Below are 24,026 nucleotides of genomic sequence, written 5' to 3' on the forward strand. Positions count from 1 at the left end.
CTTTGCAAACGTAAAGAGGGCTCAGATCTTGAGATTAATTGCGGTGAAAAAAATGATAATCCAACCTAACCATAAATAGCCAAACACCCCTGCCCAGATACCGTTGGCAAACGACAGAGTCGAATTACTATGGCCTTCGGGGTCGGCTTCCAAAAAATTGATAGCTCTCTGGGCACCTGCCAGTAAAAAACCGAGTACGCCTAAGATCATGACATTGACGACAACTAGCCACGCAGGAATAAAGGTGGCATTACCTATCACTGAAAAAATAATGCACACGACTGTTATGGCCAAAATCAATGCTCCACGCATGACTGGGGACCACTCGTAAGCTCGTCCCGACTCACTCAGTGACTTTTGGACTTTAGAGAACAAGGAGAAAATCATTAACGCCCCGAAAAAAGCACGAACTGCCGGCCAAACCTTGATTCCAGTCGCCAACCGATACTGCTTCCAGTGCTCGTAAAACCAGACAATCGAATAAAGCCCCATCGTCATGAAATACAGAACCATGAATTTCTTCACGGAAATCACAAAGAACGTGTGCGCACTCTGAGCAGGTGTTGATTCTTCTGAGTCAGGATTATCTTTTTTCAATAGAGATAACGGCATTTTTTCGCCCCGCAGAGTTAAATTGAGGCGGAAGTAGACAAAATAAGCCCAACAATGAAATGCAGTCCGCATCTCGTAATTTCGTCGGAAGATGCCCTGATACCCACCATACTGTGCACATGCCGGTATCCAACCATCGCCGTTAGCCATGTCAGAAATGAAAAGACACTGCGCCAACGCATCAGATGCAGCGTGGTAAGCCTGCTTGGATTTGGAAGACAGCCGCCCCGCACAAAACCTTTTTGACAGCCCGCCAATAACGCAGGTTAGAATCGCTGGCACGCAGACTGCATGAGCCGTTTGCGCCCTGTCTTTTGAGCTTTCTGGAGTACTGCCTTTGAATGCGACGACCATCAACAGCCTGTTCTTGATCGGCGCGTTGCTGGTAGGTGCAAGCATTCTGGTAAGTTCTCTGTCCTCGCGTCTGGGCATCCCGATTCTGGTCATCATCCTTGCGGTGGGCATGACTGCGGGTGTCGATGGCGGCGGCATTATTTTTGACAACTACCCCACCGCCTATCTGGTGGGCAACCTCGCCCTCGCTGTGATTTTGCTCGACGGCGGCCTGCGTACGCGGGTCTCCAGTTTCCGCGTGGCGTTATGGCCTGCGTTGTCGCTGGCGACCGTGGGGGTAATGATCACCACCGGGCTGACCGGCATGATGGCCGCCTGGCTGTTCAACCTCAATTTGATCCAGGGCCTGCTGGTGGGCGCCATTGTCGGTTCGACCGATGCGGCAGCCGTATTCTCGCTGCTGGGCGGCAAGGGCCTGAACGAACGGGTCTCGGCCAGCCTTGAGATCGAATCCGGTAGCAACGACCCGATGGCGGTGTTTCTCACCGTCACCCTGATCGACATGCTCGCCAGCGGCGAGACCGGCCTTCACTGGAGCCTGCTGCTCAACCTGCTGAGTGAGTTCGGTATCGGCGGTGCTGTCGGGCTGGCTGGCGGCTGGCTGATGCTGCAAATGGTCAACCGCATCAACCTGGCCAACGGCTTGTACCCGATTCTGGTCATCGCAGGCGGCCTGGTGGTCTTTGCCCTCACCAACGCCCTGCACGGCAGCGGGTTCCTCGCGGTATACCTGTGCGGCCTGGTGATCGGCAACAGCCCGATCCGCAGCCGTCACGGCATCTTGCACATGCTCGACGGCATGGCATGGCTGGCCCAGATCGGAATGTTCCTGGTGCTGGGCCTGCTGGTCACGCCACACGACTTGCTGCCGATCGCGATTCCGGCCCTGGCACTGGCCCTGTGGATGATCCTGTTCGCACGCCCACTGTCGGTCATGGTGGGCCTGCTGCCCTTCAAAGCGTTCCACGGACGCGAGAAGGCCTTTATTGCCTGGGTGGGCCTGCGCGGTGCGGTACCGATCATTCTGGCGGTGTTCCCGCTGATGGCCGGGCTGCCCAATGCGCAGCTGTATTTCAACCTGGCGTTCTTTATCGTGCTGGTGTCCCTTCTGGTGCAAGGCACCAGCCTGCCCTGGGTCGCCAAGCTGCTCAAAGTGACCGTACCCCCGGACTTGGCACCGGTCTCGCGCTCAGCCCTCGAAGTTCACGTGACCAGCGAGTGGGAACTGTTTGTTTACCGCCTCGACGCACAAAACTGGTGCATCGGTGCGGCCCTGCGTGAACTGAAAATGCCCGAGGGCACCCGTATCGCAGCCCTGTTTCGCGATCAGAAACTGCTCCATCCGTCGGGTAGCACCACCCTCGAAATTGGCGATTTGCTCTGCGTCATCGGTCACGAACACAACTTGCCAGCCCTGGGCAAACTGTTCAGCCAGCCTCCGAGCCGTGGCCTGGATCTGCGCTTTTTTGGCGACTTTGTGCTCGAAGGCGACGCCCAGCTGGGCGCTGTGTCGGCGTTGTATGGCCTGAAGCTGGACGGCATCGACCCCAACATTCCGCTCAGCAGCTTTATTGCGCACAAGGTCGGCGGCGCGCCGGTGGTCGGCGATCAGGTGGAGTGGAACAACACCATCTGGACAGTCGCCGTGATGGAGGGGAACAAGATAGCCAAAGTGGGCGTCAGATTCCCCGAAGGAAGTGCACCGGGGCCCGGGCTGTTCCTCTAAACTCCAACTTTCTGACCTTTGTCTGACCGGTATCTATGCCAACTCTGCGCACGTTCATCGCAACAGTCCTGCTCGGTCTGAGCCTTTGTGTCGGCACGCTACACGCGGCCGAACCGCCTACCTCCGAATCGGTGCAGCAAAGCCTGGACAAAATTGCCGATCGCAAGCTGCCAGATGCAGACCAGAAAGCCCTGCAGGCAGTGCTCCAGCAAACTCTCACCCTGCTGGACAACAAAGCCGATTACGAACAGCGCCTGAACGACGTCAAACAACAGCTCAGCAATGCGCCGCGCCAGACCAGCGAAAACCAGCGTGAACTGGCCCGCCTCAAGGCCAGCAAAGCCCTGCCGGTGGCCCAGCGCTACAGTGATTTGGCCGTGCCGCAGCTGGAGCAAATGCTGGCTGAGCGCACGACGCAGCAGGGCGAACTGCAAAAAGCCCTGGCCATTGCCAACAGCCAGAGCATTGCCGCACAAACCCGCCCGGAAAGGGCTCAGGCCGAAATCAGCACCAGCCAGACGCGTATTCAGCAGATCAACAACATCCTGAAAACCGGTCGTGACAATGGCAAATTGCTCACCCCGGATCAGCGCAACCAGCTCAACGCCGAAGTGGCCTCGCTCACCGCACTGATCGCCCTGCGCCGCCAGGAGCTGGCCGGTAACAGCCTGCTGCAAGACCTGAGCGGCAGCCAGCATGACTTGCTGCTGGAAAAAACCACGCGTCAGGATCAGGAAATCCAGGAGCTGCAAACCCTGATCAACCAGAAGCGTCTGGCGCAGTCGCAGCAGACCGTGACCGAACAATCCATCGAGGCGCAAAAGTCCGGCAGCAGCAGCCTGCTGGCGACCGAAAGCGCGATCAACCTCAAGCTTTCCGACTACCTGCTACGCAGCACCGACCGCCTCAATGAAGTCACCCAGCAGAACCTCGAAACCAAGCAGCAACTGGACAACGTCACCCAGAGCGATCAGGCGCTGGACGAGCAGATCAACGTGCTCAAGGGCAGTTTGCTGCTGTCCAAGATCCTCTATAAGCAGAAACAGGCCCTGCCGCGCCTGCAGAAAATGGACAAGAACCTGGCAGACGAAATCGCCGATATTCGTCTGTATCAGTTTGAAATCAACCAGCAACGGGAGCTGATCAGCAACCCGACATCCTACGTCGACAACCTGCTGTCGACCCAGCCTGCCGATCAAGTCACGCCTCAACTGCGCAAGACCCTGCTCGAACTGGTCAACACCCGCAGTGACTTGCTGGACCGCCTGAATCGCGAGTTGAGCTCCCTGCTCAACGAATCGATCACGCTGCAACTGAACCAGAAGCAACTGCTCAGCACCGCCCAGAGCCTGCGTGCCACGCTGGACGAGCAAATGTTCTGGATTCCCAGCAACAAGCCCCTGGATCTGGAGTGGCTGGAAACTGCCCCGCGCCAGCTGGAACAGCAAGTCACCACCCTGCCGTGGGGCTCCAGCGTCAGCGAGCTGGCTGAAGGTCTGGTGCAGAGACCACTGTTGTTCCTACCGTTCTTGCTGGTGGTGGCGGCCTTGCTGTGGAAGCGCCGTTACCTCTACAGCAAATTGAACAAAATCCATCAGGACATTGGTCACTTCAAGCGCGATAGCCAATGGCATACGCCACTGGCCATTTTGATCAATATTCTGCTGGCGATGCCTATTTCGCTGGCTCTGGCGCTGTGCGGCTATGCCCTGCAAACCGATGCCCGTGGCATGAACGCCAATACGGGCGCGGCGCTGATCCAGATGGCCGAAGCCTGGCTGGTGTTCTACACCGCTTACCGGATTCTGGCGCCAGGTGGCGTGGCCGAACTGCATTTCCGCTGGGAAAAACCGCTGGTCGCATTCCTGCAGAACTGGATTCGCAAGCTGGGCTTTGTCGTCCTGGCCCTGGTGGCCGTGGTCGCCTTTGCCGAGCAACAACCCGCTGCACTGGCCGATGACGTACTGGGCATCCTTGTGGTGTTGAGTTGTTATGCCGCCATGGCCTGGTTGCTGTGCCGCCTGCTGCTCAACGACTTCGAGACAGCGACAAAAGCCTATCGCCTGCGCAAATTGCTCGGTTTTGCCTTTGCGCTGTTGCCGCTGGCATTGTTCGTTGCCGTCTGTTTTGGCTACTACTACACCGCGCTCAAACTCAGCGACCGACTGATCAACACCCTCTACCTGCTGATGCTCTGGCTGGTGGTCGAAGCGGCCTTCGTGCGCGGCCTGGCGGTAGCGGCACGGCGCCTGGCCTACCAACGCGCACTGGCCAAACGTCAGGCGGCCAAGGAAGCAGGCGAAGGCAACGACATCATCATTGAAGAACCGACCCTGGACATCGAACAGGTCAACCAACAATCGCTGCGCCTGATTCGCCTGGCCCTGCTGGCGGGCTTTATCGGCATTTTGTACTGGGTCTGGGCCGACCTGATCTCGGTCTTCTCCTACCTCGACAACATCACCCTGTACGAGTACACCAGCGGCACCGGCGCCAACATGAGCATGGTGCCCATCAGCATTGGCGACGTGATCGGTGCACTGGTCATCATCGGCATCAGTATTGCCCTGGCGCGCAACCTTCCCGGGCTGCTGGAAGTGCTGGTGCTGTCTCGCCTCGATCTGGGCCAGGGCAGCGCCTACGCCACCACCACCTTGCTGACTTACGTGATCATCGGCGTAGGCTTCGTGTCCACCCTGTCGACCCTGGGTGTGAGCTGGGACAAGTTGCAATGGCTGGTCGCCGCGCTGTCGGTGGGCCTGGGCTTTGGCATGCAGGAGATTTTCGCCAACTTCATCTCCGGGATCATGATTCTGTTCGAGCGGCCGGTGCGGATTGGCGACACCATCACCATCGGCAACCTGTCGGGCACTGTGAGCAAGATCCGCATCCGTGCGACCACCATCACCGACTTCGACCGCAAAGACATCATCGTCCCGAACAAGACCTTTATCACCGGGCAACTGATCAACTGGTCCCTGACCGACACCATCACCCGCGTCACCCTCAAACTGGGTGTGGACTACGGTTCGGATCTGGACCTGGTAAAAAGCCTGCTGCTCAAGGCTGCACAAGAGAACCCCCGTGTACTCAAAGACCCTGAGCCGCACGTGTACTTCCTCAACTTCGGCGCCAGCACCCTGGACCACGAACTGCGCATGCACGTCCGTGACCTGGGCGACCGTAACCCGGTGATCGACGAGGTAAACCGCTTTATCAACCGCGAGTTCAAGAACCACCACATCAACATCTCGTTCCAACAGATGGAGGTGTACCTCAAGAACTTGCAGGGTCAGGAATACAAGTTGGTGCCCGTAGGGCCGGAAGTCCCGCCCGAGCCGACACTACCCCCGCAAAAGCCGCAGTTGGGCAAGCTCGACTGACTCAAGGCTGATGCAACCTCTGTGGGAGCTGATTTGCCTGCGATGCAGGCAAATCGGTTTAACTGGCCAAGCCCGTTGATACCATCGCGAGCAAGCCCGCTCCCACCTTTAAAAATGCTTACTGGAGACGGTCATTGAAAGCCCTCGACGAACTGACTTTTGATAACCGTTTCGCTCGACTGGGTGACGCGTTTTCAACTCACGTGCTGCCCGAGCCCATCGACGCACCGCGCGTGGTGGTTGCCAGCGATGCCGCCATGGCGCTGCTTGACCTCGACCCGGCCGTGGCCCAGGACCCGGTGTTCGCCCAGCTGTTTGGCGGTCACACCCTGTGGGCCGACGCCGAACCCCGCGCCATGGTCTATTCCGGTCATCAGTTCGGCTCCTACAACCCGCAACTGGGTGACGGCCGCGGGCTGCTGCTGGGCGAGGTCTATAACGAGGCGGGCGAGCATTGGGACTTGCACCTCAAGGGTGCCGGCATGACGCCCTATTCGCGCATGGGCGATGGTCGCGCCGTGCTGCGCTCATCGATCCGCGAGTTTCTCGCCAGCGAGGCACTGCACGCGCTGGGCATTCCCAGCAGCCGCGCACTGTGCGTGATCGGCTCCGACACTCCGGTGTGGCGTGAAACCCAGGAGCGCGCGGCCATGGTCCTGCGCCTGGCGCCCAGCCATGTACGCTTCGGGCATTTTGAATACTTCTACTACACCAAGCGCCCCGAGCAGCAAAAGCAGTTGGGCGAGCATGTACTGACCCTGCACTTTGCCGAGTGCCTGGAGCAACCCGAGCCCTATCTGGCGATGTTCCGCGAGATCGTCGAGCGTAACGCCGAGCTGATTGCCAAGTGGCAGGCCTACGGTTTTTGTCACGGCGTGATGAACACCGACAACATGTCGATTCTGGGCATCACCTTCGACTTTGGACCGTTCGCCTTCCTCGACGACTTCGACGCCAATTTCGTCTGTAACCACTCAGACCACGAAGGGCGTTACTCCTTCAGCAATCAGGTGCCTATCGGCCAGTGGAACCTCAGCGCACTGGCCCAGGCCCTGACGCCGTTTATCAGCGTTGAGGCCCTGCGCGAAAACCTGGGGCTCTACTTGCCGCTGTATCAAGCGCACTACACCGACCTGATGCGCCGCCGACTGGGCCTGACCACCGCCGAAGACGGTGATCAACAATTGATCGAAACCCTGTTGCAACGGATGCAAGGCAGCAGCATCGACTACACCCTGTTCTTCCGCCGCCTGGGCGACTTGCCAGCAGAGCAGGCCGTGTCCCGCCTGCGTGACGAGTTTGTCGACCTCAAGGGTTTTGATGAATGGGCAGCGCAGTACGTTGCCCGGGTCGCCCGTGAAGGCGTGAGTGATGAAAGCGCACGCCGTGAGCGCATGCACGGGGTCAACCCGCTATACATCCTGCGCAACTATCTGGCGCAAAAAGCCATCGATGCCGCCCAAGCCGGGGATTACAGCGAAGTGCAGCGCCTGCACAACGTGCTGACCCGACCGTTCACCGAGCAACCGGGCATGGAAACCTATGCCGAGCGCCCGCCTGAATGGGGAAAGCACCTGGAAATCAGCTGCTCGTCGTAATGCAAAGCCTCAGATAAACATATCCACAGGCACGTTGAAGTAGTCCGCCAGCCAGCGTATCTGCCGAACGTTGAGCTGGCGCTTGCCGCTGAGGATTTCGGACACCACCGATTGGGTACCCACGCCCGGCAAGTCGCTTTGAGTCAGCCCGTGCTCCTGCATCACCGAGCGCAACACATCGACACCACTGACCTTGGGCATCGGCCGATGCTCGAGGTCGTAGGCTTCAACCCAGTCACCGATGATGTCCACCAGGCTCATCAAGGGGTGACTCTCATCGTCGCCAATCAAGTCGGTCAACCCGTCGAGGGCTGCGACCAACTCATCGTAATCTGCTTCGGTTTTCGGTTTGCGTAGTAAAGGCGCCACGAACTTCCAGTGTTCTGCCGCCTGTGCGATCAATGCGTTCATTGTGCTTACTCCTTCCAATTGCCCTTGTCATAGTCACTGTGATCGAGCACATGACGAATGTAGAGGCGCTGTACCCGATAACGCACCACGGCGATCAGCCGCAGCTTGTTACCTCCAATATTGAAAACGTGGAACGAACCGACCTTGTCGGTAGCAGGGAAAAACGACCTTAACGCGGCAAAGTCCTGGGGGTTGAGGACCTTGATCTTGCGATACCACTCATCGAGTGCGCTCGCCGATTGCGGCCATTGTGCTTTCGCTTCCCAAATACGCTTGGCTGTTATCACTCGCATGCAACGTCCCTATCGCATCTTGCTATGGAGGTTAAGTCAGGGATCACTCAATCGCAATATGCGATAACCCGCCCCCGACCAATGGCGCTGTCGCTGTCTCGCTTCAAAGCCTAGATAAGAGCTGCGAAGCCGGCTCAGCACTGTATGAGCAAATACGTCGCCTCGTCCTGCCATAACAAAATCGCATATCAACCTGCCTAAACAGTCTTAGACGAACTAACGCGCCCTGATTATGGTGACGCCCGCGCGGCGGCTCTGGCCTGCCCGATACCTCATACGAGATTCGTTGCATTAAGGAAGACCCATGTCCTGGGACTCACTCCCCCTGCTGTTTGTTGCCGCTCTGCTGGTGTGGTTGTTGGTGTCGTTTGTGCGCGAGAAGTGGAGCGCCGATGTCGTAGCCGCCATTGGTGTTGCCGCCCTGCTGGTCACGCAGATTCTGACGCCCCACGAAGTGTTGAGTGTGCTCAGCAACTCGGCTCCCGCCACGATTGCCTGCATGTTTGTGCTCTCGGCCGCCCTGGAGCGTACCGGTTGCATTGATGCCCTGGGCAACTGGCTGGGCAACCTGGTGGGCGACAAACCGCTGCGGGTGCTCGGCGGACTGATGATTACCGCGCTGGTCATTTCGGCGTTCCTGAACAACACCCCCGTGGTGGCCATTTTGACGCCAGTGGCGATTGCCCTCGCCAAGCGCTCCCACAGTTCACCGTCCAAGCTGCTGATCCCGCTGTCTTACGCCACGGTACTGGGCGGGATGCTGACGATGATCGGCACCTCGACCAATATCCTGGTGGACGGGGTTGCACGCAAAGCCGGGCTCGCACCTTTCGGCATGTTCGAAATCACTCAGGCCGGGCTGATGTTTGCCGCCGTGGGTTTTGTATACCTGATGATTTTCAGCAACCGCCTGCTACCTGATCGCGACAGCCTGTCCAAGCAATTGCGCCCGGACCTGACTCGCACCTTCATGAGCGAACTGCTGGTGCCCCACCATTCGCCCGTGATCGGCAAAACTCTGACTGAAGCCAATCTCAATGGTGGCAGCGGCCTGCAAGTCCTGAAGATTTTCCGTGACGAGCAAGAGCTTTCCACGCCAGAGCCCACCACCCAGTTGCGCAGCGGCGATCGTCTGGTGCTGCACGGGCAGGTACAGAATGTGGTCGAGCTGCGCGAAAGCGGCGTGCTGGCCTTCAACCGTGGTGATGCGTTCGAAACCATCAGCAACCACGACGTGATCCTGGCCGAAGCCATCGTGGGCCGTAACTCGCGCTACAGCCACCGCCCCATGCGCGACCTCGACTTGACGGCGCGTTACGGCATTGCAGTGCTCGCGGTGCATCGCCAGGACGAAAACATTCAAGGCAACCTCGACGATCTGCACCTGCAATTTGGCGATGTGATCCTGGTTGAGGGCACGCCCAGCCAGATCCGTCGTTTCGCCGAAAATGGCGACTTGATCAGCCTCAATACCGTCCTGGAGCGCGCTTATCGCCGCGACAAAGCGCCGATTGCGATTATTTCGACGCTGGCGGTGATGATTCTTGCGGCGCTGGAAGTCATGCCCATCGAAGGGCTGGCACTCATCGCCGCAGTGACGGTAGTCGCCACACGCTGCCTGGATGTGCAGGACGCTTACAAGGCGGTGGACTGGAAAATCCTGAGCCTGATTTTCGGCATGCTGGCCATCAGCATTGCGATGGAAAAAGTCGGCCTGATCAATTTGGTGGTCAACCAGACCATGGCCGCCATCCCCAATGCCGGACCGCTGCTGATGCTGGGGTTTGTCTATTTACTGACCAGCCTGCTCACCGAGATCCTCTCCAACAATGCCGTGGCGGTATTGCTGACGCCGATCGCAATTGGTGTAGCGCAACAGATGGGTGTGGACCCCAGACCTTTCGTGGTGGCCGTGATGTTCGCTGCCAGCGCCAGCTTCGCAACGCCGATTGGCTACCAGACCAACACCTTTGTGTATAACGCAGGCGGGTACAAATTCAGCGACTTTTTGCGCATCGGCATCCCGCTGAATGTACTGATGCTGATAGTGGCAATGCTGGTGATTCCCTGGATCTGGCCGCTGACGCCAGTGGCGAGTTGAGCAATCATCTGCTGAACTGCACGCTCATGCGCCCCCCTTGTAGAGAATGACTGATGACCGAACCGCTGCTGATCCCCTGCCCACACTGCAACGGCCTTAACCGTATCCCCGCCGAGCGTATCGGCGAGCACCCCAAATGCGGGCGCTGCAAGAATGCGGTGCTGCTCGCCAAGCCCTTCGATCTTAAACAAACCGACTACCCCAGCCAGATCAAGGGCGACCTGCCGCTGCTGGTGGATGTTTGGGCCGAATGGTGCGGACCGTGCAAAGCCTTTGCCCCGGTATTTGAACAAGCCGCCAGCCAACTGATCGGCAAATGCCGACTGGCCAAACTTGACAGCGAATCCAATCAACAACTGGCCGGACAATTGGGGATACGCTCCATCCCTAGCCTCATCCTGTTTAAAAATGGCCGCGAAGTCGCTCGCCAGAGCGGTGCGCTGCCGTTGCAGCAACTTACCGCCTGGCTGCGCAGCCAGGGCATCAGTGCCTAAGCGTTCTGATCCAGATAATCGTGCAACTCTACAAACTGTTGAGTGAGTTTGTGCCGCGGGTCGAAGTGGATCAAAGGCTGACAGGCCTGGTGCGACTCGCGCATCCGCACGGAGCTGCTCAGGTACATCGGCAGCACCGGTAGCCCTTCAGCGATCAACTCATCGAGCATTTGCTGGGGCAGGCTGGCCCGGGCCTGGAACTGATTGACCACAATGCCTTCGACCAGCAGGTCTTCGTTGTGGTCTTCTTTCAGTTCTTCGATTTCAGCCAGTAGCCCGTAAAGCGCCTGACGCGAAAAACTGTCGCAATCAAATGGAATCAGCACCCGATCACAAGCGATCAACGCCGAAACGGCGTAAAAGTTCAATGCGGGAGGTGTGTCGACATAGATGCGGTCATAGTCTTCGGACAATTCTTCAAGCAGTTTTCGCAGCTTGTTGATCTTGTGCTTGGCTTCAAGCTTTGGCTGCAAATCAGCCAGTTCGCCCGTGGCGGTGACAACGTGCAAATTTTCAAAGGGTGTTTCGTAAATATCTACACGATTTTTTTTCGAACCGATCCCGGCTGACAAACTGTGCTTGAAGAAGTCGGCAATCCCCATCGGGATATCGTCGCCCGTGAGTCCGGTCAGGTATTGAGTGGAGTTGGCCTGGGCGTCCAGATCCACCAGCAACGTCCTGTAGCCCTCGCTGGCACTGACCGCAGCCAGATTGCACGCGATGCTGGATTTACCCACACCGCCTTTTTGGTTGAACACCACGCGACGCATTTCAAAACCTCCGTGTACCAATGTGTCCCCGAGTGTAGATTGCCTTTGTGCGGCTTAGCTACCTCGCAGAGAAATGCCTTACATCTATTAGAGATTTAACCGCAATAGTCGTCGAACATATCCGCCATATGGGAAGCATTAGTCTTATATTTTTCAGATCACGCAAAAACCATACTTGAAATGTAAGCAATATTTGCTACAAGCCAACTGCACCGGGATAATGTCGCCATTCTGTATCAGGTGTGGCATCGACTGATGCCCACTTTCGCATCAAGGAAGCCTGCAAGGGCGGGATGAAACTCCAGTGATCAATTTCAATATCGCCGCGTGGCGCGCCTGGGCTCCGGGCCTCGACAGCGTGGCCGATTGGCAAGCCTGGAGTCAGCAACCCAGCGTACTCGCCGCCAGCAACGCAGCACCTGATGTCTCGTTTCTACCCGCCATGCAACGCCGTCGCCTCAGCCGCCTGGCACGGATGGCATTCAGCGTCGGCTGGCCATTGGCACAAGGCCACGAGGCACTGCCACTGGTCTTCGCCTCACGCCACGGCGAAACCCCGCGCACATTCGACATCCTCAGCGACCTCGCTGCCAGCCAGCCCCTGTCCCCGACACAATTCAGCCTCTCGGTGCATAACGCGGTCATTGGCCTGTGGTCGATCATGCGCGGCGAAACCAGCGAGATGACGGCCATTGCCGCTGCCGGAGATGGCCTGGAGCATGGCCTGATCGAGGCCTGCGCGCTGTTGAATGAAGGTGCGCCCGCCGTACTGCTGATCATCACCGAAGAGCAACCGCCACACGCCTACGCCCAATGGATTGATGATGTGCCCTTTCCTTACGCCGTCGGCCTGCTGCTGACCCCCGGGACGCAATGGCAGGTCTCCCTCGCAAGCACGACCACCGACATCGAAAAAGCCCCGTGGCCCCATAGCCTGAACCTGTTGCGCCACCTGTTCGATGGACAGGCGTCATTCCAGCATGCCTGGAAAGATCGCGTATGGAACTGGCAACACAGCCTGTGAGCGAGCATCGCGATGCTTATGTCTGGCGCCTGATCGCCACGGCGATCAGCTTTACACTGTTCGGTCTCGGATGCCTGTGCCTGCGGGTCGTGATTTTCCCGGTACTCGGTTGCCTGCCGGGAAACGCCGTTCGTCACCGCGAACGTGCCCGTGCAACCGTCAGCCGGCTGTTCTGGCTGTTTATTCGCACCATGGCCCGCATGGGCGTGCTGACCTATGACGTACAAGGTGCCGAACGGCTCGGTCGACCCGGCCAGATGATCATTGCCAACCACCCGTCGCTTATCGACGTGGTTTTTTTGATCGGCCTGGTAAGAAACGCCAATTGCGTGGTCAAAGAGAGCCTTTGGCAGAACCCGTTTACCCGCAGCCCCGTGCGCGCCACGCAGTACATCAGCAACGATGGCAGCGTCGACATGCTCGATAACGCCGCGCGAGCGCTGCAGGAAGGCCAGACCCTGATCATTTTCCCGGAGGGCACCCGCACGCAGCCGGGCACGGCACCTGCCTTTCATCGCGGCGCCGCCGCGATAGCACTGCGGGGTGCGAAAATCCTCACCCCGGTGGTGATCAAGGTCAGCCCCACCACGCTGACCAAGGCCGAACCCTGGTACCGCATCCCCTATCGGCGCGTGCACTTCAGTATTCGTGTCGGCGCCGATATAGATCCAGACACCTTTACCGCGCTTGGCCCGCCGCCTAAAGCCTCGCGCCTGCTCAATGACTTCGTGCATGACTACTTTATTAAGGAGCTCGCCACAGATGAGCGATCTGAAACGCGACATTAAACAGCTGATCATCGATGCCCTGGGCCTCGAAGACATCAGCGTCAGCGACATTGGTGACGAACAAACCCTGTTTGGCGATGGCCTGGGGCTGGATTCGGTCGACGCACTTGAGCTGGGCCTGGCGATTCAAAAAACCTACGGCATCAAAATAGACGCCGATGCCAAAGACACTCGCAATCACTTTTCCAACGTGGCCAGCCTTGCGGCTTTTGTCACGGCCAAACAGGCAGCCTGAGACCGAACCATGCAAACCCGTGACGACATTTTCAATACCCTGCGCGACGCCCTGGTCGAACTCTTCGAACTGGAGCCCGAGCGCGTCACCCTGGACGCCAACCTGTATCAGGACCTGGAAATCGACAGCATCGACGCCGTTGACCTGATCGACCACATCAAGCGCAAAACCGGTAAAAGAATCGCCGCTGAAGAATTCAAATCGGTGCGAACCGTCAATGACGTGGTCGAGGCAGTTTATCGCCTGGTTCACGCTGACGCATGAGTCGACTGATTGGCCTTGGGCTGTTGCTGGCGGGCCTGCTGTACCCCTTTGCGGTGTATTTCGGCATGGCCCATTTCGCCCCATGGCAGTTTGCGTTACTGCTTGGCGGCCTGTGGCTGGCCCGTGCCCTGACCGGAGAACGGCGCCCCGGCAGCCTGTGGATGGCGGTCGTTGCACTGGTGTTCTGCGGCCTGCTGGCGCTGTTCAACAGCCCGGCACTGTTGCGCTGGTACCCGGTCCTGATCAGTACGTTCATGCTCTGCCTGTTCGGTCTGAGCCTGAAATTCGGGCCACCGATAATCGAGCGCCTGGCCCGCTTGCGCGAGCCGGTATTACCCGACATCGCAATTGATTACACACGGCAGGTGACCAAGGTCTGGTGCCTGTTTTTCATGCTCAACGGGTTAGTCGCAGCCAGTTTGACGCTGTGGGCGCCGCTGAGCTGGTGGACGTTGTACAACGGCCTTATCGCCTACGGGCTGATGGGGCTGCTGTTTGCCATTGAATGGCTGATACGACAAAAGGTAAGAGGCCGGGCATGAATTGGATAAAACTTGAGCAGCTATTGCTCAAGGGACACGCAGAGCGCCGCGTTACGGTTGACCCTGCGCTGAACCACGACACCCTCTGTGAACAGGCCTTGCGCCTGGCAGGCGGCCTGCAACAGCGAGGCGTGCAGCACATTGCCGTGCACCTTGAGGACGCTGGCGAACTGGCAGTGGCTTTACTCGGTGCATGGCGCGCCGGCGTCAGTGTGCTGCTGCCTGCCGACCTGCAAGCCCAAACCCGTCAGCGCTGGGATGACCGGGTTGACCTGTGGATAACTCAAAGCGACCAACTGCAAGCCTTGTACGCCGATGCAGTGCCGGCAGCAGAACTGGATCTGGACAAGTGCCAGCTCAGCCTGTGCACCTCGGGCTCCAGCGGCGAACCCAAGCGCATCGACAAAAACCTGCGCCAGATGGCCAACGAAGTCCAGGCGCTGGAACAGCTGTGGGGCGCCGATCTGGGTGATGCGTGCATCATTGCCAGCGTGGCTGCACAGCATATTTACGGGCTGCTGTTTCGCGTGTTGTGGCCCCTGTGCGCAGGCCGCACCTTTGTCCGCAAACAACTGGCGTTCCCTGAAGACATGCAGCGCGCCAGCCGCGAGCATTCATCATTCGCATGGGTCGCCAGCCCTGCCCTGCTCAAGCGCATGGCCGACAACCTGGACTGGCCCGCCCTGAGCCCGGTACGCCGGGTTTTCTCGTCGGGCGGCGCCTTGCCTGCAGAAGCGGCGCAAGGGTTGTTCGAGCGTCTGGGCCAGTGGCCGACCGAAATCCTTGGCAGCTCGGAAACCGGTGGGATCGCGTGGCGTCAGGGCCCAAACCTGTGGCAACCATTTGCCGATGTGCAACTGAGCCAGAGCGAAGATGGCGCCCTGATAATCGCCTCGGCGTACTTGCCCGCAGGTCATATCGAACAGACTGCCGACGCAGCTCGCATCGAGGCCGATGGTCGTTTCGAGTTGCTCGGGCGCCTGGATCGCATCGTCAAACTGGAAGAAAAACGCATCTCCCTGCCCATGCTCGAGCACGCACTGATCAACCACGACTGGGTGGCTGAAGCCCGCCTGGGCGTGGTCAACGAAAACCGTGCGTCCCTGGGCGCCTTGCTGGTACTCAGCCCCAGCGGTCTGTTTGCCCTGCGTGAACACGGTCGTCGCGCCCTGACCCAAACCCTGCGCCAGCACTTGAGCCAGCACTGCGAAGCCCTGGCCTTGCCCCGTCGCTGGCGCGTGTTGCGCCAGATGCCACTCAACAGCCAGGGCAAGCTGCCCCAGGCCCAGGTCGATACGTTATTGCTGGCACCCCGGCCTAAAATGCCCGAGGTGCTGAGCCAAGCCGAACATGACGGCCAGTGGACCCTCAACCTGTCGATCCCGCCAGACCTGGCCTACTTCAGTGGTCACTTCCCCAAAACCCCGGTACTGCCGGGCGTGGTGCAAGTGGATTGGGCAATGGCACTGGGTCAGCAACTCCTCGACCTGCCGCCGCGTTTTGCCGGGATGGAAGTGCTCAAGTTCCAGCAACTGGTACGCCCCGGCGACGCCATCGAACTGACCCTGCGTTTCGACCGTGAGCGCAGCAAGCTGCACTTCGCCTACCGCAACGCGACGGCGCCCTGTTCCAGTGGCCGCATCGTGCTGGAGCCCGCCCATGCATAACCCCTGCGCCGTGATTCCGGTGTACAACCACGAAACCGCCGTGCCGGCCGTGGTCGACGCCCTGCTCGCCGCCGGCTTGCCCTGCGTGCTGGTTGACGACGCCAGCAGCCCCGCGTGCAGTGCCGTTCTCGAACAGCTTGCCCAGGGCGAGAACACTTTCCTCATCCGCCTGGCCATCAATCAGGGCAAGGGTGGCGCGGTCATGGCGGGGCTGCGGGAAGCCGCCAGGCTGGGCTTCACCCACGCCCTGCAAGTAGACGCCGACGGCCAGCACGACCTGCGCGACGTCGCGACCTTTATGCAGGTGTCGCAGCAAAACCCCCAGGCGCTGATCTGCGGTTATCCGCAATACGACGACAGCGTACCCAAGGGCCGCCTGTATGCGCGCTACCTGACCCACGTGTGGGTGTGGATCAACAGCCTGTCGCTGCAGATTCCCGACTCCATGTGCGGTTTTCGGGTCTACCCGCTGACGCCGACGCTGGCGCTGATCAATTCGGTCAAACTGGGCAAGCGCATGGACTTCGATCCCGAGATTCTGGTGCGCCTGGCGTGGCGCAACCAGCCCATGCGCTGGCTGCCGACCAAGGTCCATTACCCCCAGGACGGCCTCTCGCACTTTCGCCTGTTCCATGACAACGCGCTGATTTCCGGCATGCACACCAAACTGTTTTTCGGCATGTTGATCCGTTTGCCGAGCATCCTCTGGGGGCGTTTCAAAGCATGAGCGAACCTCAACAGCATTGGGCTGACCACAAGGAGCGCGGCAGTTTCCGGCTGATGAAGCTCACTGCGTTCGGCGTCAAACTGCTGGGCCGACGCCTGCTCAGCCCGGTGCTCTACGCCATTGTGCTGTACTTCTTTGTCTTCGGTGGCCGTGCCCGGCGCAGCATCTGGCAGTACCAGCAGCGGTTGGCCGACTGGAGCGGGAAAAGCGACCTGCGCCCCACCCGCAGACGGGTGTTCGGGCAGTTCATGGCCTTTGCCGATGCCCTGCTCGACAAGCTCGACGTGTGGAACGGGCGCCTCAAGATCGAAGACATCGACATCATCGACCCCGCCCTGCTGCGCAATCAGTTACGCGGCGAACGCGGCCAGATGCTGGTGGGCGCACACCTGGGCAACCTCGAAGTGTGTCGCGCACTGGCCGAGCTGGGCGAACAGGTGACCATGAACGTGCTGGTGCACACCAAGCACGCCGAACACTTCAACCGCCTGCTGGGCGAAGCCGGGGCCAGCCATTTACGGCTGATTCAGGTCAGTGAGCTCAACCCGGCAGTGATGCTGCAACTCAATCAGCGCCTGGAAGACGGCGAATGGCTGGCGATTGCCGGTGACCGGGTTCCGCTGCATGGCGGGCGCAATGTCGAGGTCGACTTTCTCGGCCACCCTGCCGCATTCCCCCAAGGCCCGTGGCTGTTGGCCGGGCTGCTCAAATGCCCGGTCAACCTGATGTTTTGCCTCAAGCACGAAGGACGCTACCGGGTCATTCTCGAACCCTTCACCGACGCCGTACTCTGGCGGCGCAGCGACCGCGAGCAGGTGATCGCCCAGTGGGCCACGCGCTACGCCGAACGCCTGGGGCGCTACTGCCTTGAAGCGCCCCAACAATGGTTCAATTTTTACCCTTTCTGGAAGACCGATGACGACGCATCCGCATGAGCCAGTAACCTTCGGCCAAACCCCGTTGCGCATTGAAGACGTGCTGGCCCTGGCCAATCGTCAGGCGCCGACCCGTCTGCAAGACGACGCCGACTATCGCGAGCGCATCGCCAAGGGCGCACGCTTTCTCGACTCGCTGCTGGACAAGGAAGGCGTCATCTACGGCGTGACCACCGGCTACGGTGATTCGTGCGTGGTGGCGGTGCCGCTGGAGCATGTTGAAGCGCTGCCGCGCCACCTCTACACCTTTCACGGCTGCGGGCTGGGCAAGCTGCTCGACGCCCAGGCCACCCGCGCCGTGCTCGCTGCACGCCTGCAGTCGCTGTGCCACGGCGTGTCCGGAGTGCGCATCGAGTTGCTGGAACGTTTGCAGGCTTTTATTGCCCACGACATCCTGCCGCTGATTCCCGAAGAGGGCTCGGTGGGCGCCAGCGGCGATCTGACGCCGTTGTCCTATGTGGCGGCCACGTTGTCGGGCGAACGCGAAGTATTGTTCAAGGGTGAGCGCCGCCTCGCAGCCGACGTGCATCAGGAACTGGGCTGGACACCGCTGGTACTGCGGCCCAAGGAAGCGCTGGCGCTGATGAACGGCACCGCCGTGATGACTGGCCTCGCGTGCCTGGCCTATGCCCGCGCCGACTACCTGCTCAAACTGGCCACGCGCATCACCGCCCTCAACGTAGTGGCGCTGCAAGGCAACCCCGAGCACTTCGACGAGCGCCTGTTCGCCGCCAAGCCCCATCCGGGGCAAATGCAGGTGGCGGCCTGGATTCGCCAGGACCTGGCCATCGACGCCCCGACCGCGCCCTTGCATCGCCTGCAAGACCGCTACTCGCTGCGCTGCGCCCCCCACGTGCTGGGGGTGCTGGCTGACAGCCTGAACTGGCTGCGCGGGTTTATCGAAATTGAACTCAACAGCGCCAACGACAACCCGATCATCGACGCTGAAGAAGAGCGCGTGCTGCATGGCGGGCACTTCTACGGCGGTCATATCGCCTTTGCGATGGACAGCCTCAAGACCCTGGTCGCCAACGTCGCCGACCTGCTGGACCGCCAGCTCGCGCTGCTGGTGGACGTGCGTTACAACCACGGCCTGCCGAGCAACCTGTCGGGCGCAACCGCCGAGCGGGCGATGCTCAACCACGGCTTTAAAGCGGTGCAGATCGGCACCAGCGCCTGGACCGCCGAAGCCTTGAAAAACACCATGCCGGCCAGCGTGTTCTCGCGCTCCACCGAGTGCCACAACCAGGACAAAGTGAGCATGGGCACCATCGCTGCCCGCGATGCGATCCGCGTGCTTGAACTGACCGAACAGGTCGCTGCTGCCACCTTGCTGGCGGCTAATCAGGGCGTGTGGTTGCGCAGCCGCGCCGAAGACGCCCGCCCGCTGCCACCCGCACTGGCCCGGATGCACGCCGAATTGGCGAAGGACTTCCCGCCGGTGGTCGAAGACCGCGCCCTGGAAGCCGAACTGCGCTTGTGCCTGAGCCGTATTGCCCAACAACACTGGAGGCTGCATGCGTAGCAAAGGCGTTTTGCACGTTGATACCGAAGTGCTGGTGCCGTTTTTCGACATCGACACCCTGCACGTGGTGTGGCACGGCCACTACGTCAAATACCTCGAAGTGGCGCGCTGTGCGTTACTTGACCATATCGGCCACAACTACACGCACATGCTCGATGCGGGCTATGCGTGGCCGGTGATCGACATGCAATTGCGCTATGTCCGCGGGGCCACGTTTGGGCAGCGCATCAATGTGCGCGCCAACCTGGTGGAGTGGGAGAACCGCCTGAAGGTCAATTACCTGATTACCGACCTGGCCACAGGCGAGCGGCTGACCCGGGCCGTTACGGTGCAAGTGGCGGTCGAGATCGCCAGCAAGGAGATGCAACTGGTGTCGCCCAAGTGCTTCACCGACGCTGTCGCGAGGATGCTGCCATGAACCGCCTTGGTAGTCGCTGCCGCAGGCTGCGATCGAGCCCGAAGGGGTCGCGCTTTTTCAATATCGAAGGGCCTTCGGCCCTTATCGCAGCCTTCGGCAGCGGCTACAGGGGGTTGATTGTTACGCTGTTGCTCGGATTCACTCCTCTGGCCCACGCCTTCGACCTGCAACAACTCAGCGAACAACTGGCCAAACCCCAGGTGATCCACGGTGATTTCATCCAGGAAAAACACCTGCGCGCCCTGCCCAAGCCGCTGACCAGCACCGGTACCTTTGTACTGGCCAAGGATCACGGCCTGCTTTGGCAATTGAAAACCCCGCTGCAACAGGATTACCGCATCACGTCCCAAGGCATCGCCCGGCGAGACGGCACGCGCTGGCAAATGCTGCCCGGCAAAAGCGCCGGCGCCGAGCAAAACCGCTTGTTCCTCGCCGTGCTGCAAGGCGACAGCAGTGGCCTGCAACGGGACTTCGACCTGCAACTGCAAGGCGAACCCGCCCACTGGACGCTGACCCTGACCCCACGCTCACTGCTGCTCAAGCAAGTGTTCAAGCAGATCAACATCGGCGGCGGCGAACTGGTGCAACGCATCGAACTGCAAGAAACCCAGGGCGACAGCACGCTGCTTAAAATGCACAACAGCGTCAGCAACCAACCCTTGAGTGACACGGAGCAGCACGATTTTGCGCAATGAACGCTGGTTGCCCCGTGGCTTCATGATCCTGCTGGTGGCGGTGCTTGCACTCGCCGGCTGGCAATGGCGCCACGGCGCACCGCTGTCGGCCAACCTGATGGAACTGGTGCCAGGGGATTCACCGGATGCGCTGGAGCTGAGCGCAGAACAACGCATGCAGGAACCCCTGAACCGCGAAATGCTGGTGCTGGTGGGCAGTAGCGATCGCCAGCAAGCCATCGCCTCGGCTGAGCAATTGGGCCAGCAGTGGCAAGCCAGCGGCCTGTTTGAAAAGGTGCAATGGAGCCTGCAGGCCGACCTCCCGGCGCTGCGTGATCAACTGCTGCGCGGCCGATTGGCAATGCTGTCTGCAGCCGACCGCACGCAACTGATTGAACACCCCGACGCCTTTATCCAGCAACGGGTACAAGCCCTGTTCGATCCCTTCACCGGGTTCAGCCTGGTGCCGAGCCAGGACGACTGGCTGGGTCTCACCGGGCGCATCCAGAACAGCCAGCCGCAGCGCGGTGCAGTGCAACTCGATATAGGCAGCGCAGCGCTGGTCGCCGAGGCCGACGGCAAACACTGGGTGCTGCTGCGCGCCCGTACCCAAGGCAATGCGTTTGACATGAAACTGCCGCTGCGGGTTGCCGAGCTGCTTGAGCATAGCCGTCAGCAGATCGCACCCCACGATGTGCAACTGCTCGCTGCCAGTGGCCTGCTCTACGCGGCCAGCGGGCAACAGCAAGCCACCCGCGAAATCACCTGGGTCGGCGGTGGAGCCACCGTCGGAATTCTACTGTTGTTACTGCTCGCGTTCCGGCGCTGGCGGGTGCTGCTGGCGTTTGTGCCCGTGCTGGTCGGCATGCTGTTTGGTGCCGTGGCCTGCGTCGCGTTCTTTGGCAGCATGCACGTGATGACGCTGGTACTGGGCTCCAGCCTGATCGGGGTGGCGGTGGATTACCCGCTGCATTACCTGTCCAAAAGCTGGAGCCTGAAACCCTGGCGCAGCTGGCCCGCCTTGCGCCTGACATTGCCCGGTTTAAGCCTGAGCCTGGCGACCAGTTGCATTGGTTATCTGGCACTGGCCTTCACCCCGTTCCCGGCGCTGACCCAAATCGCCATCTTCTCCGCCGCAGGCCTGGTCGGTGCTTACTTGAGCGCCGTATGCCTGCTGCCCGCGCTGCTCAAAGGTGTGGAACTGCGCCCTGCGCAATGGCCCCTGCGTATTGCGCAATCGCTGCTCGACGTGCGCGAAGCCTTGCTCAAACGCATCCCCACGCCAGCCTTGCTGGTTTTACTGCTGGGGTTTTGCGCGGCCGGTTTGTGGCAACTGACCACCAAGAACGACATTCGCCAATGGGTCGGCGCCCCACCGCAATTGATGGCCGAGGCACAGGCCATTGCACGGATTACCGGCTACCAGCCCACCAGCCAGTTTTTCCTGGTGCGGGCCGACAACGAGCAGCAATTGCTTGAGCGCCAAACCGCCCTTGGCGAGCGTCTCGATCAGTTGGTGCACATGGGCAAGTTGCAGGGCTACCTGGCGCTGAACCAATTGGTCAGCCTGCCCGGCGAGCAACAGCAATTGCGCAGTGCGCTGTCTCAGCTGGCGCAACATTGGCAGCCGCTGCTGGAGCTGGGCGTACCTGAAACCGCTCTGCAGGCCGAGGTTGCGCAATTGCAGGCCTTGCCCGAGCAACATATCGATGACGCGTTGAGCGGCCCGCTGGCCGAACCCTGGCGCGCACTCTGGCTAGGCAAGAACGCCGAAGGCGTTGCAGCCATGGTCAGCCTGCAAGGGTTGAGCAGTGCCAGTTTGCTGCGGGTGCAAGCGCAAGACCTGCCGGGCGTACAACTGGTCGACCGCCTGGGCGACTTGAATAACGTATTCGCCGCAACGCAAATCAGCGCCGCCGAATTGAAGCTGCTGTCCTGTGCCTTGATCGTATTGCTGCTGATCGCTCCGTTCGGTTTTGGCGGTGCACTGCGCATCGTCGCACTGCCGCTGCTGGCCGCGCTGTGCAGCCTGGCAAGCCTGGGCTGGCTGGGTCAGCCGTTGACGCTGTTCAGCCTCTTCGGCCTGCTGCTGGTGACGGCGATCAGCGTCGATTACGCGATTTTGATGCGCGAGCAAATCGGCGGCGCCGCCGTCAGCCTGCTCGGCACCTTGCTGGCGGCATTGACCACATGGCTGTCGTTCGGCCTGCTGGCCGTGTCGAGCACACCTGCCGTCAGCAACTTCGGCTTGTCGGTCAGCCTGGGGCTGGCGTTCAGTTTTATCCTGGCGCCCTGGGCGGGCAGACAGGAGCACAGCCGATGATGACAGCCCTGTTCTGGCTGCTGGCCCTGGCCCTGTTTGCCTTGGCCACCCGCGTGGGCCGTCATTTCGGCGTGATTCCGATTGTCAGCCAGTTATTGCTGGCATCCATCGTCCTGCCGCTGTTGATGCTGTTCTGGATCGAACCGCACTGGCAGCTTGACGGCGCCCAACTGGTCGCGCCGGTCTGGCTCAAAAGCCTGTACAGCCTGAGTTTTGCCCTGTTGCTGGGCACCATTTTGAGCGACGTGATTGATCTGCGCCTTGATCGCCAGAGTGTAAAGATCGCCCTGCCCAGCTTTGCCGTGCCCTTCGCCTGCGGGCTGGCCTGCGCCGTCTGGCTGCTGCCTGAACAACCCTGGTTGAGTTCACTGGCGGTGGGCCTGGTGTTTGCCATCACCGCGATCCCGGTGTTGTACCTGTACTTGCGCCACATCGATTACCCGCCCGCCGCCACTCGGCGCCTGGTGCAAAGCGCGATCCTTATCGACCTCACATGCTGGACCCTGTTTGGCCTGGCCCAGGGCAGCCTGGACCTGAGCAGTTTGCTGCTGCCCCTGGCCGGTGCCCTGCTGCCGCTGCTGTTGCGCGCCCTGCGTATCCGTCAGCCGTTGTGTTACAGCCTGAGCTTTTTTGCCTTGCTGGTGGTGGCCGAACATTACCGACTCAATGCCCTTATTTTCGGCGTCGGCTATTTGATCTGCATGGCGTGGCTCAAGGTGAAGCTGGTCATGCCGTTAAACGCTGTATGGCTGGAACGCTTGCAGACCACGTTGGCGATCCCGCTGATCCTCACGTTCGGCATTGTGCAAATCAATGTTCACAGCGCCCTGAGCGACATCAGCCTGCTGCAACTGACCGCACTATTGCTGCTGCCGATGGTCAGTAAGCTGCTGGGTAACTGGCTCGGGGTGAGCTGGGCCACGCCGACGTTTGCCGGGGCCAGCAAATGGCGTGAAAGCCTGTTACTGAACATTCGCGGATTGAGCGAAATCGTCTTCCTCAACCTGCTGCTGCAACAACAACTCATCAGCCCCGCGCTGTACTTTGCGCTGATGTTGATGAGCCTGATCGCTACGCTGTTACCGGCGTTGGCGGGCATGAGTAAACCCCCTTTGAAGTCTGCCGTAGTACCCGGCAAGGAGCGCCTGTGTCAGGAATAGAA

22 protein-coding genes are annotated in these 24,026 nt (G+C 60.1%); 18 read left to right on the forward strand and 4 right to left on the reverse strand.

What is annotated here, in order from left to right; translation table 11 throughout:
* Positions 1–21: 21 nt before the first annotated feature.
* Complete coding sequence (locus tag V6P94_RS01125; RefSeq protein WP_219262165.1) at positions 22–966, reverse strand: hypothetical protein; 945 nt, start codon at positions 964–966, stop codon at positions 22–24.
* Between V6P94_RS01125 and V6P94_RS01130 the strand changes: the two genes are divergently transcribed.
* The 3 genes from V6P94_RS01130 to selO all read left to right on the forward strand — a co-directional run bounded on the left by V6P94_RS01130 (position 950) and on the right by selO (position 7,673).
* Complete coding sequence (locus tag V6P94_RS01130; protein WP_133076704.1) at positions 950–2,692, forward strand: potassium/proton antiporter; 1,743 nt, start codon at positions 950–952, stop codon at positions 2,690–2,692. The two genes, V6P94_RS01125 and V6P94_RS01130, sit on opposite strands and share 17 nt — an antisense overlap.
* 35 nt (positions 2,693–2,727) lie before the next feature.
* Entirely contained in the window at positions 2,728–6,075 is a 3,348-nt protein-coding gene (gene mscK, locus V6P94_RS01135; protein WP_133076705.1) for a mechanosensitive channel MscK, read from the forward strand.
* A gap of 134 nt (positions 6,076–6,209) precedes the next feature.
* A complete protein-coding gene (gene selO / locus V6P94_RS01140) occupies positions 6,210–7,673 on the forward strand; it encodes a protein adenylyltransferase SelO (RefSeq protein WP_338648903.1) in 1,464 nt (487 codons plus the stop codon).
* Between the two features lie 9 nt (positions 7,674–7,682).
* Here the strand turns inward: selO and V6P94_RS01145 are convergent, their stop codons facing one another.
* Positions 7,683–8,084: a type II toxin-antitoxin system HigA family antitoxin gene (locus V6P94_RS01145; RefSeq protein ID WP_133076707.1), complete on the reverse strand. Its 402-nt coding sequence runs from the start codon at positions 8,082–8,084 to the stop codon at positions 7,683–7,685.
* Between the two features lie 5 nt (positions 8,085–8,089).
* The gene (locus V6P94_RS01150) at positions 8,090–8,377 is read right to left on the reverse strand and encodes a type II toxin-antitoxin system HigB family toxin (protein ID WP_219262167.1); all 288 of its coding nucleotides are present in this window, start codon (positions 8,375–8,377) and stop codon (positions 8,090–8,092) included.
* Between the two features lie 304 nt (positions 8,378–8,681).
* Between V6P94_RS01150 and V6P94_RS01155 the strand changes: the two genes are divergently transcribed.
* Together V6P94_RS01155 and trxC are read left to right on the forward strand one after the other, a co-directional pair.
* Positions 8,682–10,478, forward strand: a complete 1,797-nt coding sequence (locus tag V6P94_RS01155) for an SLC13 family permease (protein ID WP_219262168.1) — start codon at positions 8,682–8,684, stop codon at positions 10,476–10,478.
* A gap of 53 nt (positions 10,479–10,531) precedes the next feature.
* Complete coding sequence (gene trxC, locus V6P94_RS01160) at positions 10,532–10,972, forward strand: thioredoxin TrxC (protein ID WP_133076710.1); 441 nt, start codon at positions 10,532–10,534, stop codon at positions 10,970–10,972.
* Here the strand turns inward: trxC and V6P94_RS01165 are convergent.
* Positions 10,969–11,742 carry a ParA family protein gene (locus V6P94_RS01165; RefSeq protein ID WP_133076711.1) on the reverse strand — a complete coding sequence of 258 codons (774 nt, stop codon included), beginning with the start codon at positions 11,740–11,742 and terminating at the stop codon, positions 10,969–10,971. The genes trxC and V6P94_RS01165 overlap by 4 nt on opposite strands.
* 304 nt (positions 11,743–12,046) lie before the next feature.
* Between V6P94_RS01165 and V6P94_RS01170 the strand changes: the two genes are divergently transcribed.
* From V6P94_RS01170 to V6P94_RS01230, 13 genes are read left to right on the forward strand one after another with little or no spacing between them, the layout of a single operon-like run.
* Positions 12,047–12,766: a beta-ketoacyl synthase chain length factor gene (locus V6P94_RS01170; protein ID WP_338648904.1), complete on the forward strand. Its 720-nt coding sequence runs from the start codon at positions 12,047–12,049 to the stop codon at positions 12,764–12,766.
* Entirely contained in the window at positions 12,742–13,554 is an 813-nt protein-coding gene (locus tag V6P94_RS01175; protein ID WP_133076713.1) for a 1-acyl-sn-glycerol-3-phosphate acyltransferase, read from the forward strand. Before V6P94_RS01170 ends, V6P94_RS01175 begins: the two co-directional genes overlap by 25 nt.
* Positions 13,529–13,789 carry a phosphopantetheine-binding protein gene (locus V6P94_RS01180; protein WP_133076714.1) on the forward strand — a complete coding sequence of 87 codons (261 nt, stop codon included), beginning with the start codon at positions 13,529–13,531 and terminating at the stop codon, positions 13,787–13,789. Before V6P94_RS01175 ends, V6P94_RS01180 begins: the two co-directional genes overlap by 26 nt.
* A gap of 9 nt (positions 13,790–13,798) precedes the next feature.
* The gene (locus V6P94_RS01185) at positions 13,799–14,053 is read left to right on the forward strand and encodes an acyl carrier protein (protein WP_133076715.1); all 255 of its coding nucleotides are present in this window, start codon (positions 13,799–13,801) and stop codon (positions 14,051–14,053) included.
* Positions 14,050–14,595 (forward strand): hypothetical protein, encoded by a 546-nt coding sequence (locus tag V6P94_RS01190; protein WP_133076716.1) that lies wholly within the window; start codon positions 14,050–14,052, stop codon positions 14,593–14,595. Before V6P94_RS01185 ends, V6P94_RS01190 begins: the two co-directional genes overlap by 4 nt.
* On the forward strand, positions 14,592–16,262 hold the full coding sequence (locus tag V6P94_RS01195) for an AMP-binding protein (RefSeq protein ID WP_338648906.1): 1,671 nt from the start codon (positions 14,592–14,594) through the stop codon (positions 16,260–16,262). The genes V6P94_RS01190 and V6P94_RS01195 overlap by 4 nt, the downstream gene beginning before the upstream one ends.
* Positions 16,255–16,989, forward strand: a complete 735-nt coding sequence (locus V6P94_RS01200) for a glycosyltransferase family 2 protein (RefSeq protein ID WP_219262171.1) — start codon at positions 16,255–16,257, stop codon at positions 16,987–16,989. The genes V6P94_RS01195 and V6P94_RS01200 overlap by 8 nt, the downstream gene beginning before the upstream one ends.
* Positions 16,986–17,924, forward strand: coding sequence for a glycosyl transferase (locus V6P94_RS01205; protein ID WP_338648907.1), 939 nt, complete (start codon positions 16,986–16,988; stop codon positions 17,922–17,924). The genes V6P94_RS01200 and V6P94_RS01205 overlap by 4 nt, the downstream gene beginning before the upstream one ends.
* Complete coding sequence (gene hutH / locus V6P94_RS01210; RefSeq protein ID WP_133076720.1) at positions 17,905–19,449, forward strand: histidine ammonia-lyase; 1,545 nt, start codon at positions 17,905–17,907, stop codon at positions 19,447–19,449. Before V6P94_RS01205 ends, hutH begins: the two co-directional genes overlap by 20 nt.
* Complete coding sequence (locus tag V6P94_RS01215) at positions 19,442–19,867, forward strand: thioesterase family protein (RefSeq protein WP_133076721.1); 426 nt, start codon at positions 19,442–19,444, stop codon at positions 19,865–19,867. Before hutH ends, V6P94_RS01215 begins: the two co-directional genes overlap by 8 nt.
* On the forward strand, positions 19,864–20,562 hold the full coding sequence (locus V6P94_RS01220) for an outer membrane lipoprotein carrier protein LolA (RefSeq protein WP_326397235.1): 699 nt from the start codon (positions 19,864–19,866) through the stop codon (positions 20,560–20,562). Before V6P94_RS01215 ends, V6P94_RS01220 begins: the two co-directional genes overlap by 4 nt.
* Positions 20,552–22,864 (forward strand): MMPL family transporter, encoded by a 2,313-nt coding sequence (locus V6P94_RS01225; RefSeq protein WP_338648908.1) that lies wholly within the window; start codon positions 20,552–20,554, stop codon positions 22,862–22,864. Before V6P94_RS01220 ends, V6P94_RS01225 begins: the two co-directional genes overlap by 11 nt.
* Positions 22,861–24,024, forward strand: coding sequence for a sodium:proton antiporter (locus V6P94_RS01230; RefSeq protein ID WP_338648909.1), 1,164 nt, complete (start codon positions 22,861–22,863; stop codon positions 24,022–24,024). The genes V6P94_RS01225 and V6P94_RS01230 overlap by 4 nt, the downstream gene beginning before the upstream one ends.
* Positions 24,025–24,026 lie beyond the last annotated feature (2 nt).

The sequence above is a fragment of the Pseudomonas sp. ML2-2023-3 genome (assembly GCF_037055275.1).
Classification (GTDB): Bacteria; Pseudomonadota; Gammaproteobacteria; order Pseudomonadales; family Pseudomonadaceae; genus Aquipseudomonas.